Genomic DNA, 14,573 nt, shown 5'->3' on the forward strand with positions numbered 1-14,573 from the left:
GACCAGGTGAAACGCGCGGGTGAGAATGGTGTGCCGAGCGGTACCGGATATCCTCGCGACTTCTCCTCGGCACCAGCGCATTCCACCTCGAACAGCAGGTCAGCGGCACCGTGCGCGCCGAACCGGCGGCGCGGCGCGGACTTTCGCACCCACGGTGAGCACCATCACACCGCCGGTCAGGCGTTGAAGTACTTCGCCTCCGGGTGCAGCAGCACGAAGGCATCCGTGGACTGCTCGGGGTGCAGCTGCAACTCCTCCGAGAGCACGACGCCGAGGCGGTCGGCCTCGAGCAGGTCCACCAGCTTGGCGCGGTCCTCCAGGTCGGGGCAGGCGCCGTAGCCGAAGGAGTAGCGCGCGCCCCGGTAGCCGAGCTTGAAATAGTCGAGCACGTCGTCGGGATCGGTCTCGGCGATCGCGTGTCCCTCGAGGGTGAGTTCCTCGCGGATGCGGCGGTGCCAGTACTCGGCCAGCGCCTCGGTGAGCTGCACGCCGATGCCGTGCACCTCGAGGTAGTCGCGGTAGTTGTCGGCGGCGAACAGTTCGTTGGCGAAATCGGCGATCGGCTGGCCCATGGTGACCAGCTGGAACGGCAGCACGTCGACCTGCCCGGTCTCGCGGGCCAGCGCGCGCGAGCGGAGGAAGTCGGCGATGCAGAGGAACCGGTCGCGCTGCTGGCGCGGGAAGGTGAACCGGTAGCGCTCGGGCGCGTCGGGCGTGGGTTCGGTCAGCACGATCACGTCGTCGCCCTCGGACACGGCCGGGAAGTACCCGTACACCACGGCGGCGTGCTGGAGCACGCCCTCGGTGGACAGCCGGTCCAGCCAGGCGCGCAGGCGCGGGCGGCCCTCGGTCTCCACCAGTTCCTCGTAGCTGGGGCCGTCGCCGCCGCGCCGGCCCCGCAGGCCCCACTGCCCCAGGAACAGGGCGCGCTCGTCGAGCAGGCCCGAATACTCGTGCAGCGCCAGGCCTTTCACCACGCGGGTGCCCCAGAACGGCGGCACCGGCACGGGCAGGTCGGCGGCCACATCGGAGCGCTCCGGCACCACCACGGGGACCTCGGCGGCCTTGCGCTTCTCCGCGATGCGCCGCGAACGCTCGTGGCGCGCTTTGCGTTCGGCGGCCTTCTCTCGCTCCGCGACGGCCTCGGGGCTGTCCGGGTCGGGACCGCCGCCGCGCTTGCGGCTCATGATGTCATCCATCAGGCGCAGGCCCTCGAACGCGTCGCGGGCGTAGTGCACATCGCCCTCGTAGACCTCGGTGAGGTCGTTCTCCACGTAGGCGCGGGTCAGCGCGGCGCCGCCGAGCAGCACGGGGAACTGGTCGGCCACGCCCTTGGCGTTGAGCTCCTCCAGGTTCTCCTTCATCACCACGGTCGACTTCACCAGCAGTCCGGACATGCCGATCACGTCGGCCTTCTTGTCCACGGCGGCGTCCAGGATGGTCGAGATCGGTTGTTTGATCCCGAGATTCACCACTTCGTAGCCATTGTTCGACAGGATGATGTCGACCAGGTTCTTGCCGATGTCGTGCACGTCGCCCTTGACGGTGGCCAGCACGATCCGGCCCTTGCCGGAATCGTCGGTGGCCTCCATGTGCGGTTCCAGGTAGGCGACGGCGGATTTCATCACCTCGGCGGACTGGAGCACGAACGGCAGCTGCATCTGGCCCGAACCGAACAGTTCGCCAACGGTTTTCATGCCGGACAGCAGCGTCTCGTTGATGATCCGCAGCGGCGGCACCTCGGCCATGGCGGCGTCGAGATCGGCCTCCATACCGGCCTTCTCGCCGTCGACGATGCGGCGCTCCAGGCGCTCGAACAGCGGCAGCGCGGCCAGTTCCTCGGCGCGCGAGGCCTTCGACGACGAAGCCGACACGCCCTCGAACAGCTGCATCAGCTTCTGGAGCGGGTCGTAGTCCTCGGTGCGGCGGTCGTAGACCAGGTCCAGGGCGGTCTCGCGCTGTTCGTCGGGGATCCGCGCCATGGGCAGGATCTTCGAGGCGTGCACGATCGCCGAATCCAGCCCGGCCTGCACGCACTCGTGCATGAACACCGAGTTCAACACCTGGCGCGCGGCCGGATTCAGGCCGAAGGAGATGTTGGACAGGCCCAGGGTGGTCTGCACGTCGGGGTGGCGGCGCTTGAGTTCGCGGATCGCCTCGATGGTCTCGATGCCGTCGCGGCGCGACTCCTCCTGGCCGGTGCCCAGGGTGAAGGTCAGCGTGTCGATGATGATGTCGGATTCGGCCAGACCCCAGTTGCCGGTGATGTCGGCGATGAGGCGTTCGGCGATCTCGACCTTCTTCTCGGCGGTGCGGGCCTGGCCCTCCTCGTCGATGGTCAGGGCGACCACGGCGGCGCCGTGCTCGGCGACCAGGGCCATGGTCTGCTGGAAGCGCGAGTCCGGGCCGTCGCCGTCCTCGTAGTTCACCGAGTTCACCGCGCAGCGCCCGCCCAGGTGCTCCAGGCCCGCGCGCAGCACCGGGGTTTCGGTGGAGTCCAGCATGATCGGCAGGGTGGACGCGGTGGCCAGGCGGCTGGCCAGGGCCTCCATGTCCTTCGCGCCGTCGCGGCCGACGTAGTCGACGCACAGGTCGAGCATGTGGGCGCCGTCGCGGGTCTGGTCCTTGGCGATGTCGAGGCACTTCTGCCAGTCCTCGGCCAGCATCGCCTCGCGGAAAGCCTTGGAGCCGTTGGCGTTCGTGCGCTCGCCGATCATCAGGACCGAGGCGTCCTGTTCGAAGGGCACCGCCGTGTACATGCTCGACACGCTCGGCTCGTGCACGGGGGCGCGGCGGTCGTCCAGCGGCGGGAGCGTGGGCTCCACCTCGCGGACCGCGTCGCGCACCTGCCGGATGTGCTCGGGGGTGGTGCCGCAGCAGCCGCCCACCAGCGCGAGCCCGAACTCGGAGACGAACCCGCGCAGCGCGACCGCCAATTCCTCGGGGGTGAGCGGGTATTCGGCGCCGTGGGCGCCGAGCACGGGCAGGCCGGCGTTCGGCATCACCGACACCGGGATGCGCGCGTGGCGGGAGAGGTGGCGCAGGTGCTCGCTCATCTCGTCGGGGCCGGTGGCGCAGTTCAGGCCGATCATGTCGATGCCGAGCGGCTCGAGCGCGGCCAGCGCGGCGCCGATCTCGCTGCCCACCAGCATGGTGCCGGTGGTCTCCACGGTGACGTGGGTGATGATCGGGATGCGCCGGCCCGCCCGCTCCATCGCGCGTCTGCTGCCGGTGACGGCGGCCTTCACCTGGAGCAGGTCCTGGCAGGTCTCCACCAGGATCGCGTCGGCGCCCGCGTCCAGCATGCCCAGCGCGGCCTCGGTGTAGGCGTCGCGCAGCACGGTGTAGGGGGCGTGACCCAGCGTGGGCAGCTTGGTGCCGGGGCCCATCGAGCCCAGGACGTAGCGCGGGGTGCCGTCCTCTGCGGGGCCCATCTCGTCGGCCACCTCGCGGGCCAGGCGGGTGCCGCGCTCGGACAGGTCGCGGATGCGGTCGGCGATGTCGTAGTCGGCGAGGTTGGGCAGGTTGCAGCCGAAGGTGTTGGTCTCGACGGCGTCGGCGCCTGCCTCGTAGTAGGCGCGGTGGATGGCGCGCAGCACGTCGGGCCTGGTCTCGTTGAGGATCTCGTTGCAGCCCTCCAGGCCGCGGAAATCGTCGAGCGTCAGATCCGCGGCCTGCAACATGGTGCCCATCGCCCCGTCGCCGATGACGACACGCCGCTGAAGCGTGTCGAGAAGCGAGGTATCGAACGCGCGATCGGACACAGACATGCGTACAAGCGTAAAGGCCGACGGCGACACGAAACCAACAGCATCCTTCCCCCTCCGGTGAGCGTGCCCCACACCACACACCCCGCGACCACGTTTGCCGGACGGACGCCGGGGGCGCGCTCCGCCGGGGCGGGCGATCCGGCGGTACCGCTGCGCGGCCGCGGCCACCGCGGGCGACCGGGCGTCGGTCAGGCACGCGCGGGCCGGATCGGTGCGCACCCCGGCGGTGGCCGAGCGGTCGCCAGGTCGCGAGAACGTGCGTCCCCCGCGTGTCGGTGGCGGGCTGTGGACCGCGCGATCCGCCGCCCGTACGGACCGGTCGGACGGGTCACGCGGGGACCACCCCGGCCCGGAACACGGCGCGCCCTGGCGCGCCGATACCGGGTTCCACGCCGTAGGCTGACCGGGTGAACCCCAGTGAAACTCCCGATTCGGAACTGCCGACGTTGCGGGAACCGGTGCTGGTCGCGGCCTTCGAGGGCTGGAACGATGCGGGTGACGCGGCCAGTGGCGCGGTGGAGCATCTGGAACTCATCTGGGATGCCGAGCCGCTGGCGGAGCTCGATTCCGAGGATTACTACGACTATCAGGTGAATCGGCCCACCGTGCGCCAGGTGGACGGCGTGACCCGCGAGATCCAGTGGCCCGCCACCATGCTGTCGGTGTGCTCGCCCCCGGGCAGCGAGCGCGACGTGGTGCTGCTGCGCGGGATCGAGCCGAACATGCGCTGGCGCAGCTTCTGCGCCGACCTGCTGGAATTCATCGAACAGCTGGGCGTGCAGACGGTGGTCATCCTCGGCGCGCTGCTCGCCGACACGCCGCACACGCGTCCCGTCCCGGTCACCGGTTCCGCCTACAGCAAAGAGGCCGCGGAGCGCTTCAACCTGGAACAGACCAGGTACGAGGGCCCGACCGGCATCACCGGCGTGCTCCAGGACCAGTGCGTGAAGGCCGGCGTGCCCGCGGTGTCGTTCTGGGCGGCGGTCCCGCACTACGTGTCGCAGCCGCCGAACCCGAAGGCCACGATCGCGCTGCTGCACCGCGTGGAGGACGTGCTCGACATCGAGGTCCCGCTCGGCGAGTTGCCCAAGCAGGCCGAGGAGTGGGAGGCCGCGGTGAACGAGATGACCGTCGGCGACGAGGAGATCACCGAGTACGTGCGCTCGCTCGAGGAGCGCGGCGACGCGGCGACCGATGTCAACGAGGCCATGGCCAAGATCGATGGCGACGCCATCGCGGCCGAGTTCGAGCGCTACCTGCGCAGGCGCGGTCCGGGCAGCTTCGGCGGTCTGTAGGCCCTCGGACACCGCGAGGCACGGCGGCAATGGAGCTCCGGTCGGTGCGAACCGCCGTCGTGTCCCGGAACTCTCGTCCCTGAAAACCGTTGCGCCACGGGCGATCCGGGCCGCGCCCTGTCCCGGCGCGCCCGGACACCGCGCCGGCATCTACCCGCGGCACCATGCCCGTGGGTGACACCGAACCGGCGTCACCGCGCGTGCGCCATCGCGATCGGACCGCCGGCGTGCGGCGGCCGGGATCGCGGTGGACCTACGCGGGCCGCCGGACCCGCTGCGCGGCCGCCTCGACGTCCTCCACCGTCCACACCTGCGCCGCCGCGTCCTGAGCCAGCTTCGCGATGAGGATGTCGCGCGGAATCGTCTGTCCCGCGAAGTGATCGAGCGACGGCACCACGACATGGTGGGCATCGGCGCGCCGCAACTCCTGGGTCAGCTCGGCGAACGCCGTGCCGTCTCCCCCTGTCGATTCATGGAAGGTGGCGGCGAAGCAGAGTCCTTCGCTGCGGGCGAGGGTGCACATCGCGTCCTCGAGCTCCGCGCTCCGGCCCTCGGCCAGGTCGTCACGCACGTATCCATAGATCAACGCTTCCACCCGAACCTCCTGGCTCATCCCCGCGTCGGCGCGGGGTTGAATTGCTGGAACGAGCTAACTGCCACATCTCGGAAACGCCGGTGCTCTTACAAATGTACTTACATCTGCAAGTGGGCAACCGGGCCGCTCCCTCTTCCAGAATCGTCGACGCCATGTTGCGAATGCAGATGTCAACCCACTGACATCTTGGTGCCCTATTCGGGCCACCGAACGTTAACTGGTGCGATACTACAACCGTGGCCGGAGGAGACGATCGACCCGTCTGGGCAGTCCGCATGCGCTCTGAACGCGACGCGAGGGGGTGGTCCCAGGCCGATGCCGTCCGCGTCATGCGCGCGAAGTCCGCGCACAACCTACCCACCGACTCCACGCTGCTGCGCAACTGGCGGCGGTGGGAGTCGGGCGAATCCCGGCCGGACGACTTCTACGCGCCCATCATCGCGGCCGCGTTCGACACGGTGACGGCGGCGTTCTTCCCCAAATCGCGCCCCAACCGGGACGACGAACTGCTCTCCGCGACGGGGATGGACACCCTCGAGTTCATCGGCCGTCTGCGCATGTCGGACGTCTCCGCAAGCACTTTGGACGCCGTGCGCATCACCGCCGAGCGCCTGTGCTGCGAGTATCCGTTCGCCGATCCGTACGAGCTGCACGCCGAGGGCACGGCGTGGCTGCGCCGCATCACCTCGCTGCTCGACGCCCGCCTCACGCTGGCCCAGCACCGCGAGATCCTGGTGCTGGCGGGCTGGGTGGCGCTGCTGGTCGGGTGTGTCGACTACGACCTGGGGCGGCGCACCTCGGCGGAGGCGACACGCCGCGCGGCGTGGTCGCTGGGCCAGGAGGCCGACCACCCCGAGATCACCGGCTGGGCCGCGGAGATGGCCGCCTGGTTCGCGCTCACCCAAGGTAACTACAAGGGTGCTGTGGAGGCGGCCGATACCGCACCGGAGGACACCCGACATATCGGCGTAGGGGTGCAGCTGGCGGCGCAGCGGGCCAAGGCGTGGGCCAGGCTGGGCGATCAGGCCGAGGTCGAGAAGGCGCTGGCGCAGGGCCGGGCGATCTTGGAGCGACTCGAGCATCCGGCCAATCTGGACAATCACTTCGTGGTCGACGCGAGCAAGTTCGACTTCTACGCGATGGACACCTGCCGCGTGGCGGGCCAGGACAAGCTCGCGGAAGCCTTCGCCCGCGAGGTCATCCGGAGCTCCACCCGGCCCGACGGCACGATCCGCAACCCGATGCGGGTGTCGGAGGCGCACCTCACGCTGGCGGTGGTGGCGGTGCGCGACCGCGATCTGGAACGGGCCATCGACGAGGGCATGCGCGCCTTCGAGGGCAAGCGCCGGTCGCTGCCGTCGCTGATGTGGATCGCGGGCGAGACGGCCCGCGAGATCATCGAGCGCTACCCCGGCGATCCGCGCACCCGCTCGTACCTGGATCAGCTGCGCGCGCTGTCCGTCGAGTGAGCGGGGCCGCGCGGGCGCGGGTCCCGTTCCGGACGTGGGCGAATGATCGGCAAACCGGACACGGCCACGCCGAACGCGCCCCGGGCACGACCACGGCGACCTGCCCGCTACTACCCTGTTCCCGGTGACCGACTCCGATGACGGCCCGCCGGGCATGGACGCCGCGCCGTGGGACGACCGGCTGCGGCTGTTCTCGTTCGCCACGGCCGAGCGGCGTGCCGACTACCTGTGGGTGCTGCGCGCCTTCGACAGCGCGCGGGCCGCGTACGTGGTGCTGCTGCACGCCGACGACGTCGCGGAGTGGATCCGCCGCCACGGCGGGCGGGCGCGCGTCGCCGAGGGTGTCGTCACCGCCGACGAGGAGCCGGGCGCGCCGCAGATCGGGTTGTTCCACCGCGCCGACACCGAACCGCTCAGCGCGGCCGAGATAGGCCCGCTGCTCGACCAGCTGCACCGCTGGGGCGTGCTGGAGCGCAGCTACGACGGCACCCGCGCCGCGACGCTGGCCGAGTACCGGAACCGGCATTACGTCTATCAGTTCTCGCAGGCCGGTTTCCAGGCCTATCGCGCGGTGGCCGGGGTGCTGGAGGCGCGGCTGGACGAGGCGTCGCTGTCCCGGTTGGTGCTGCCCGAACTGCTGGCCGATCTGCACACCCTCGCCGAGGTGAACCGCGCGGGCGACGCCGAACGCGTCTACCGCACGCTGCGCAGGCTCGACGCCGCCCTCACCGACATGGCCGCGCGCGCCGCGCATTTCTACCTCTCCCTGGGCGATCTGGTGCGCACCACCGAGATCACCCCCGAGTCGTTCCTCGCGCACAAGGACGCGCTGCTGGCGCACATGCGCGAATTCAGCATGGATCTGGCGCGTTTCGCCCCGCGCCTGGCCTCCGCGATCACCGAGATCGAGGCCACCGGCGTGGACGAGTTGCTGGCCCGCGCGGCGAGCTGCGACGAGCGGGTGCTGCTGAGTCCGGCGGAGCGGGAGGCGGATTGGCGGGCGCGCTGGCACGGCCTGCGCACCTGGTTCGTCGCGGTGGAGGCCGAATCCACCGAGGCCGATCGCCTGCGCGAGGCCACCATGAGCGCGATCGCGGCGGTGCTCTCGCTGCTGCGGCGGGTCACCGAGACGCGCCGCGGCGGGGTGAGCCGCGAGTCGGCGCTGCGGCACCTGGCCGGCTGGTTCACCGCCGCGCCCACCGCCGAGAGCGCGCACGCTCTGTTCGACGCGGTGTTCGGGCTGGGCAGGCCGCGCCACCTCGCCATGGAGCATCCGGACGCCGATATCGTGCCCGCGGTGCGGTCGTGGTGGGAGGCGCCGCCGCTGGAGATCTCGCGCACGCTCGCCGAGACCGGCCGTCCGCCTTCGGCGGGCGCGCCCGGCCGCATTCAACGCAACGACGCCGGTATCCGCAGGCTGCGCGAGAACCAGCTGGCCGCCCAGCGCGCCAGGGCGGAGGCGGCGCGCTCGCTGGCCTCGGCCGACGTGCACGAGCGCGAACTCGACGACCGCGAGACCGAGGTGCTGCTGCGCCTGCTCGACGCCGCGTCCACGGCGTGGGTGCCGGTGAGCGGGCGCGTGGCGGGGACCACCGGCACCGACAGCGGCGTCACCCTGACCGTGTCGGAGCACGCGGGCCCCACCGTGGTGCGCACCTCCCGCGGGTTGCTGCACCTGAACAACCGCAAACTCGAGGTGCGGCCGACGCGGTCGGGGAAGAAGAGCGGATCAGCGAGGGGGACGGCATGATTCACGCGCGCCGCATCGACTCCCTGGCGCTGGACAACTATCAGCGCGCCGCCCGCGTGGTGCTCGCCAACCACCTGATCACCCGCACCTACCCGGACCGGATCGCGCTGCCGCTGGTGCGCCGCTGGGCCACCGAACTGCGCGAGGACCTGGCCGAGTTGTTCGGCTACCGCCTCGAGGTCACCGAGATCACCGCCCGCCTGTTCCCGGTGACCGACCGGCTCGACGGCGGCAAGCCCGCCCGCACCGTGAACGACCGCGTGTTCGACCGCCGCCGCTACGCCTACCTCGCGCTGGCGCTGGCCGCGCTGGGCCGCGCGGGCGATCAGATCACGCTGTCGGAGCTGGCCGACCAGGTCGCCGCCTACACCGGCCGCGTCGAGGGCCTGGAACTCGCGCCCGACCGCGCCGTCGACCGGGACGCGTTCGTGGACGCGGTGGGCTGGCTGGCCGCGCGCGGCGCGCTCACCCTCGCCGACGGCGACGCGGGCGGCTGGGCCGCCGATCCCGACGCGGGCGAAGCGCTCTACGACATCGACCGCCCGGTGGTGTTCGCGCTGTTCCGCCCGCCGCGCGCGCTGCAACACCTGCACAGCGTGCGGGGCCTGCTCGCCGAAGAGGTCCCGCCGAGCGCGCAACCGGCCGTCATCGCCGCCGAGAACGCCCGGCGGGTGCGGCGGGCGCTGGTGGAGCGGCCCGTCGTCTACGCCGAGGATCTGGCGCCCGGCGAGCGGACCGCGCTCTCCCAGGACAAGCTCGTCGCCGAGGTGGAGATGTTCACGGGCCTGCGGGCCGAACGCCGCGCGGAGGGCGTCGCGCTCATCGACACCTCGGGCCGCCTCTCCGACGTGCGGTTCCCCGGCACGGGCACGCTCGCGCAGGTCGCGCTGCTGCTGGCGGGCGAGATCGCCGACGTGGTGCTCGATATCGACAACCCGCTCCCCCGCCGTCCGCGCGGGCCGGAGCCCGATGTGGCGCTGGCCGCGCAGTTGGACGACGCCATCCCCGAATCCACCGTCTTCACCGCGATGGCCGACCTGCCGTTCACCGAAACCGTTGCGGCGGAAGATCTTCCGGAGGCCGAGCCCGAAACCCCGCCCGCCGACTACCCGTTCGTCACCGCGGCGTGGGTGCGCGAGACCGTGCGCGCGCTCACCGACCGCTACGGCGTCACGTTCGCCGCGCAGTGGCAGGCCGACGTGCCGGGACTGACCGCCGAGGTGACCGCGCTGCTGGCGCGGCTGCGCCTGGTCGCGCCGGTCGAGGACGGCCTGCTGGTGCTGCCCGCGCTGGCGCGCTACCGGGGCGCGGTGGTCACGGTGCGCACCAAACGGGCCGAGGAACTGTTCGTCACCGCCGCCGACACCGTCGCGGCGAGCACCGGGACGGAAGGGAACTGAACATGTCGGTCATCCACGGCGGAGTGCGCTTCCTGCCCACCCGCGCCGGGATCGTCAACCTGTGGGACTACCGCGATCAGGAGTTCTGCTTCGCCGACGGCAGGCTGGTGCTGCGCGGCCCCAACGGTTCCGGCAAGACCAAGGCCCTCGAGGTGCTGTTCCCGTTCGTGCTGGACGGGCGGATCGAGCCGCGCCGCCTCAACCCGTTCGCGGGCGAGGAGCGCACCATGAAGTCGAATCTGCTGTACCGCAAACAGGAGTCGGCGTACTCGTACGTGTGGATGGAGTTCGCGCGCGGCCGCTGGGCCGACCCCGAGGTGGTGACCGTCGGCATCGGCATGCGCGCCACACGGTCCTCGGACAAGGTCACCCGCTGGTACTTCGTCGCGGATGGCCGTGTGGGCGTGGACTTCTCGCTCATCGGCCCCGACGACCGCCCGCTCACCCGCAAGCAGCTGGCCGAGCAGATCGGCACCGACTCCATCGTGGACCGGCCGGTCGAGTACCGCGCCGCGATCGACGCGCGCATGTTCGGCCTGGGCGTGCAGCGCTACGACCAGCTCATCAACCTGATCCTCACGCTGCGCCGCCCGCAGCTGGCCAAGAACCTGGACCCGCGCGGGCTCTCGCAGGCGCTCACCGACGGTCTGCGCCCGCTGGACGAGCAGCTGATCCTGGACGCGGCGCGCTCGTTCAGCGATATGGAGGAGGTCGGGCGCACCCTCGAAGGTCTCGTCCACGCCGACACCGCCACCCGCGCGTTCGTGGGGGTGTATCGCAAATACCTTGCCGTGCAGGCGAAGACGGATGTGGAGCAGGTGCGGGGGCGTCTGGACGCGGTAACCCACGCCAGCACGGCGCTGTTCGCCGCCAAGGCGCTGCGCGCGCGGCGCGAGGCGGAGCGCACGGCCGCCGAGGAGCGCGCCGAGGACGCCGACCGCGCTTACGAACAGGCCCTCACCGATCGCGAAACCCTCCAGCGCTCCAGCGCTTACGAGGGCAAACAGCAGCTCGACGACCTGGCCGACGCGGTGCGCAGGCTGGAGACCTCGGCCGCCGTGCACGCCGACAAGGCGCTCAAGGCCCGCCAGACCCTCGACCAGCGCGCCGAGGAGGCCGAACGCGCCCGCACCGCGGTCCGCGCCGCCGCCGAGGCGCTGGCGCGCGGCGAGGAGGAATTGCGCCGCGCCGCCGAGGAAGCGGGCATCACCTGGACCGCGCCGCCCGAGGACGCGCGCGGCGACCAGCTCACCGCGACCGTGCGGGCCCGCGCCGAGGAGCGCGACGCCGATGTGCGCGCCGTGCGAAAAGCGCTGGTGCTCATGGATTCCGCCCTCGCCGAGCGCACCAGGGCCGAACGGCTCACCGAGCGCGCCGGGCAGTCCCGCGAGTCGGCGGCGGCCGAGGTGGCGCACGCGGAGGCCGCGGTCACCCTGGCCCGCACCGAGACCGCCGCCGCCTTGCGCACCTGGTGGGAGACCCACCGCGAGCACTACGGCGCATTCGGCTCCCAGTTGTACGACGCGCTGGATTCCGCACTGGCGCACGTCGGTTCGGACGACGCGGCGGGTGCGGCCGAGGTGCTGGCCGAGCGCAGCGAACCGCTGCTGGACGAGATCCGCCAGGGCCGGCTCGAGGCGAAGGCGCGCGCCGCCGCGACCGCCGAACGCATCGCGGAACTCACCGCCGAACGAGCCCGGGTGCGCGCCCAGCGCGATGACGCGCCGAAGGTGCCGGCGGCGCGTGCCGATCGCGCGGACCGGCCCGGCGCACCGCTGTGGCGGCTCGTGCGTTTCGCCGATGAGGTACCCGCCGAGGACGCCGCCGGCATCGAAGCGGCCCTGGAGGCGGCGAATCTGCTCGACGCCTGGGTGTGCCCCGACGGCGCGACGCCGGCCGACGATGCGGACATCTACCTGGTCCCCCTTCCGGCGGATCGGCGTCCGGCCGGTCGGACCCTCGCCGACGTCCTGGTGATCGAGGACGACACCGACGATCTCAGCGTCCCCCGGCAGACCGTGTCCGACGTCCTCGCCTCCATCGCGCTCGCCGATTCCACCGGGTTCGCCACCGGCTCCACGAAATCCGACGCCGCCGTCGACACATCCGGAAGCTTCCGGCACGGCGTCCTGCTCGGCCGCCACACCAAACCCGACGCCGAATTCATCGGCGCGACAGCGCGTTCCCGCCGCCGCGCGCTGCGGCTCGCGGAACTCGACGCGGCGGTCGAGGAGGCCGAGGCCGAACTCGCGACCGCGCGCGCGGCCGAGGCCGAGGCCGCGTCCCGGCTCGCGGCCCTGACCGCCGCCGCGAAGGCGCTCCCCCGCCCCACCGCCGTGACCGCCGCGCTGCGCGCCGTCTCCGAGACCGCCGGGCTCATGCGCTCGCGCGCCGAGGCCGCCGCCCAGGCCGAGAAGGATCTCGATCAAGCGGTGACCGAGGTGGCCGCCCTCGAGAAGAAGCTGCGGGCCGCCGCCGTCGCGCACCGGGCGCCGCGCGATCCCCGGGAGCTCGACGCGCTCGCCGCCGCCATCCGTCATTTCGAGACCACCGGCACCGGGCTGCTGCGGCTGCGCGCCGAGCACGACCGGGAACGCGAACGCGAGCGCGAGGGCGCCGACCGCCACGACGAGGCCCGCGACCTGGCCGAAGCCTTCGCCGAAGAGGCCGAGGCCGCCCGCGCCGGCTACGAGGAACAGCTGCGCAAGCTCGAGACGCTGCGCGAGGCCCTGGGTGCGAGCGCCGCCGATATCGACCACGAACTCGAGCAGGCCCGCCAGCGCATCGAGGCCGCCCGCGCCGAGCAGAAGGCGGCGCGCAAGGCCGCGAACCAGGCCATCGAGGCCGTCGGCGACGCGGAGGCCGCCTACCGCACCGCGCACGAGTCGCTCGGCACCGCGCTCACCGAAGTGCTCGCCGACGTGCGCGGCCTGGCCCCGTACGCGCGCCCGGACCTGCTCTCGCTGCTGGGCGCCGACACCGAATGCCGGTGGCCTGCGGGCGAAGCGGCGTGGTCGACCCCCGAGCAGCTGCTGTACCGGATCGCACAGGCCGGGCCGGAGCAGACGCCGCAGGTGCTGCCCGACGAGGTCGCCCATCTCTTCGAAAGCCTCGACACCGCAACGTCTTCCGTGCGCGCGGGGGAGGCGGCCCGCAAGTCCACTCGCAGCGCGGTCACCGCCGCGCTCCAGGAGTTCGACGCGGCCCTGTCCGCCTCCGGACGCGACTACCGGTTGCAGTGGGACGCCGCCGACGGGCTCACCGTCGTCCAGGTGCACGACGAGCACGGCGCCGCCGCGCTGGCCGATTTCGCCGACCGCGTCGACCGGGCCCGCCACGACCAGGAACAGCTGCTCACCGACGCCGAACGGCGCATCCTGGAGGATGCGCTGCTCACCGGCCTGGCCCAGCAGATCCACGAACGCACCGGCGACGCCCGCGAACTCATCGCCAAAATGGGCGCGGAGATGAAGCAGCGGCGCATGTCCTCGGGCAACACCATCGGCGTGCACTGGGTGCTGGCCGACCACCTGTCCGACGCGGCGCGCGCGGTGTGCAAACACCTCGACCGCGACGCGTCGGCGCTCGCGCCGGAGGATCTGGCCGCCATCCGCGCCCACTTCGCCGCCGAGATCCGTGCCGCCCGCGCCGCGCACCCGGAGCGCTCCTATCCCGAAATCCTCGCCGCCACACTGGATTACCGCACCTGGCGGGTGTTCTCCTTCACCCTCATCTCCGGCGACGGCAGCGAGGACAAGCTCACGGTGGCCCGGCACAGCGCGCTGTCGGGCGGCGAGCAGTCGGTGTCGCTGCACCTGCCGCTGTTCGCGGCCGCGCACGTGATGCTCGATTCGGCCGACCCGCAGGCCCCGCGCCTGCTCGCGCTGGACGAGGCGTTCGCCGGCGTGGACGACAACGGGCGCAGCGAATTGCTCAGCCTGAGCGTGCAATTCGACCTCGACCTGTTCATGACCGGCTACGACCTGTGGATCACCTACCCGCACGTGCCGGGCTGCGCGCACTACGACCTGGCGCACTCCACCGCCGAGAACACCGTCAGCGCGACGCTGCTGGTGTGGGACACCGGGGATCTGCTCGCCGAGCACGACGGGTCGGACCTGACCGCCGCGCTCGGGTCCCCCAACCGCCGCCGCGTGCCCGTGGGCATCGAGGGCGGGCTCACCCTCGACGACATGCCGGGCGCGCCCGCGGCCGTATAGCCTGTCCCGGTCAGACCCGAAAGTGGTAGTGCAGCGTCGCCACGGAGCAGGCTCGACGACCACCGCCCGACCCG

General features: G+C 71.9%; 7 protein-coding genes. 5 read left to right on the top strand and 2 right to left on the bottom strand.

Annotated features, from left to right (window positions below):
- Positions 1-176: 176 nt before the first annotated feature.
- A complete protein-coding gene (gene metH, locus DFR74_RS09360) occupies positions 177-3,770 on the bottom strand; it encodes a methionine synthase (protein ID WP_067512254.1) in 3,594 nt (1,197 codons plus the stop codon).
- A gap of 407 nt (positions 3,771-4,177) precedes the next feature.
- On the opposite strand from metH, the gene DFR74_RS09365 reads away from it, so the two are divergent.
- Positions 4,178-5,065, top strand: a complete 888-nt coding sequence (locus DFR74_RS09365) for a PAC2 family protein (RefSeq protein WP_067512256.1) — start codon at positions 4,178-4,180, stop codon at positions 5,063-5,065.
- A gap of 253 nt (positions 5,066-5,318) precedes the next feature.
- On the opposite strand, the gene DFR74_RS09370 is transcribed toward DFR74_RS09365, so the two are convergent.
- Positions 5,319-5,660: a hypothetical protein gene (locus tag DFR74_RS09370; RefSeq protein ID WP_067512274.1), complete on the bottom strand. Its 342-nt coding sequence runs from the start codon at positions 5,658-5,660 to the stop codon at positions 5,319-5,321.
- 329 nt (positions 5,661-5,989) lie between these two features.
- On the opposite strand from DFR74_RS09370, the gene DFR74_RS09375 reads away from it, so the two are divergent.
- The 4 genes from DFR74_RS09375 to DFR74_RS09390 all read left to right on the top strand — a co-directional run bounded on the left by DFR74_RS09375 (position 5,990) and on the right by DFR74_RS09390 (position 14,499).
- Positions 5,990-7,129 (top strand): hypothetical protein, encoded by a 1,140-nt coding sequence (locus DFR74_RS09375; RefSeq protein WP_067512276.1) that lies wholly within the window; start codon positions 5,990-5,992, stop codon positions 7,127-7,129.
- 154 nt (positions 7,130-7,283) lie between these two features.
- On the top strand, positions 7,284-8,879 hold the full coding sequence (locus DFR74_RS09380; RefSeq protein WP_084537996.1) for a TIGR02677 family protein: 1,596 nt from the start codon (positions 7,284-7,286) through the stop codon (positions 8,877-8,879).
- Positions 8,879-10,279: a TIGR02678 family protein gene (locus DFR74_RS09385; RefSeq protein ID WP_067512280.1), complete on the top strand. Its 1,401-nt coding sequence runs from the start codon at positions 8,879-8,881 to the stop codon at positions 10,277-10,279. The genes DFR74_RS09380 and DFR74_RS09385 overlap by 1 nt, the downstream gene beginning before the upstream one ends.
- Positions 10,280-10,281: 2 nt before the next feature.
- Positions 10,282-14,499, top strand: a complete 4,218-nt coding sequence (locus DFR74_RS09390) for a TIGR02680 family protein (protein WP_113975022.1) — start codon at positions 10,282-10,284, stop codon at positions 14,497-14,499.
- Positions 14,500-14,573: the final 74 nt, after the last annotated feature.

This window comes from Nocardia puris (assembly GCF_003315035.1).
GTDB classification, from domain to species: domain Bacteria; phylum Actinomycetota; class Actinomycetes; order Mycobacteriales; family Mycobacteriaceae; genus Nocardia; species Nocardia puris.

What these genes read in the sequence shown, in the direction of transcription:
- metH (WP_067512254.1), bottom strand. Translation starts at nt 3,770, where the DNA reads ATGTCTGTGTCCGATCGCGCGTTCGATACCTCGCTTCTCGACACGCTT.
- DFR74_RS09375 (WP_067512276.1), top strand. Translation starts at nt 5,990, where the DNA reads ATGCGCGCGAAGTCCGCGCACAACCTACCCACCGACTCCACGCTGCTG.
- DFR74_RS09380 (WP_084537996.1), top strand. Translation starts at nt 7,284, where the DNA reads ATGGACGCCGCGCCGTGGGACGACCGGCTGCGGCTGTTCTCGTTCGCC.
- DFR74_RS09390 (WP_113975022.1), top strand. Translation starts at nt 10,282, where the DNA reads ATGTCGGTCATCCACGGCGGAGTGCGCTTCCTGCCCACCCGCGCCGGG.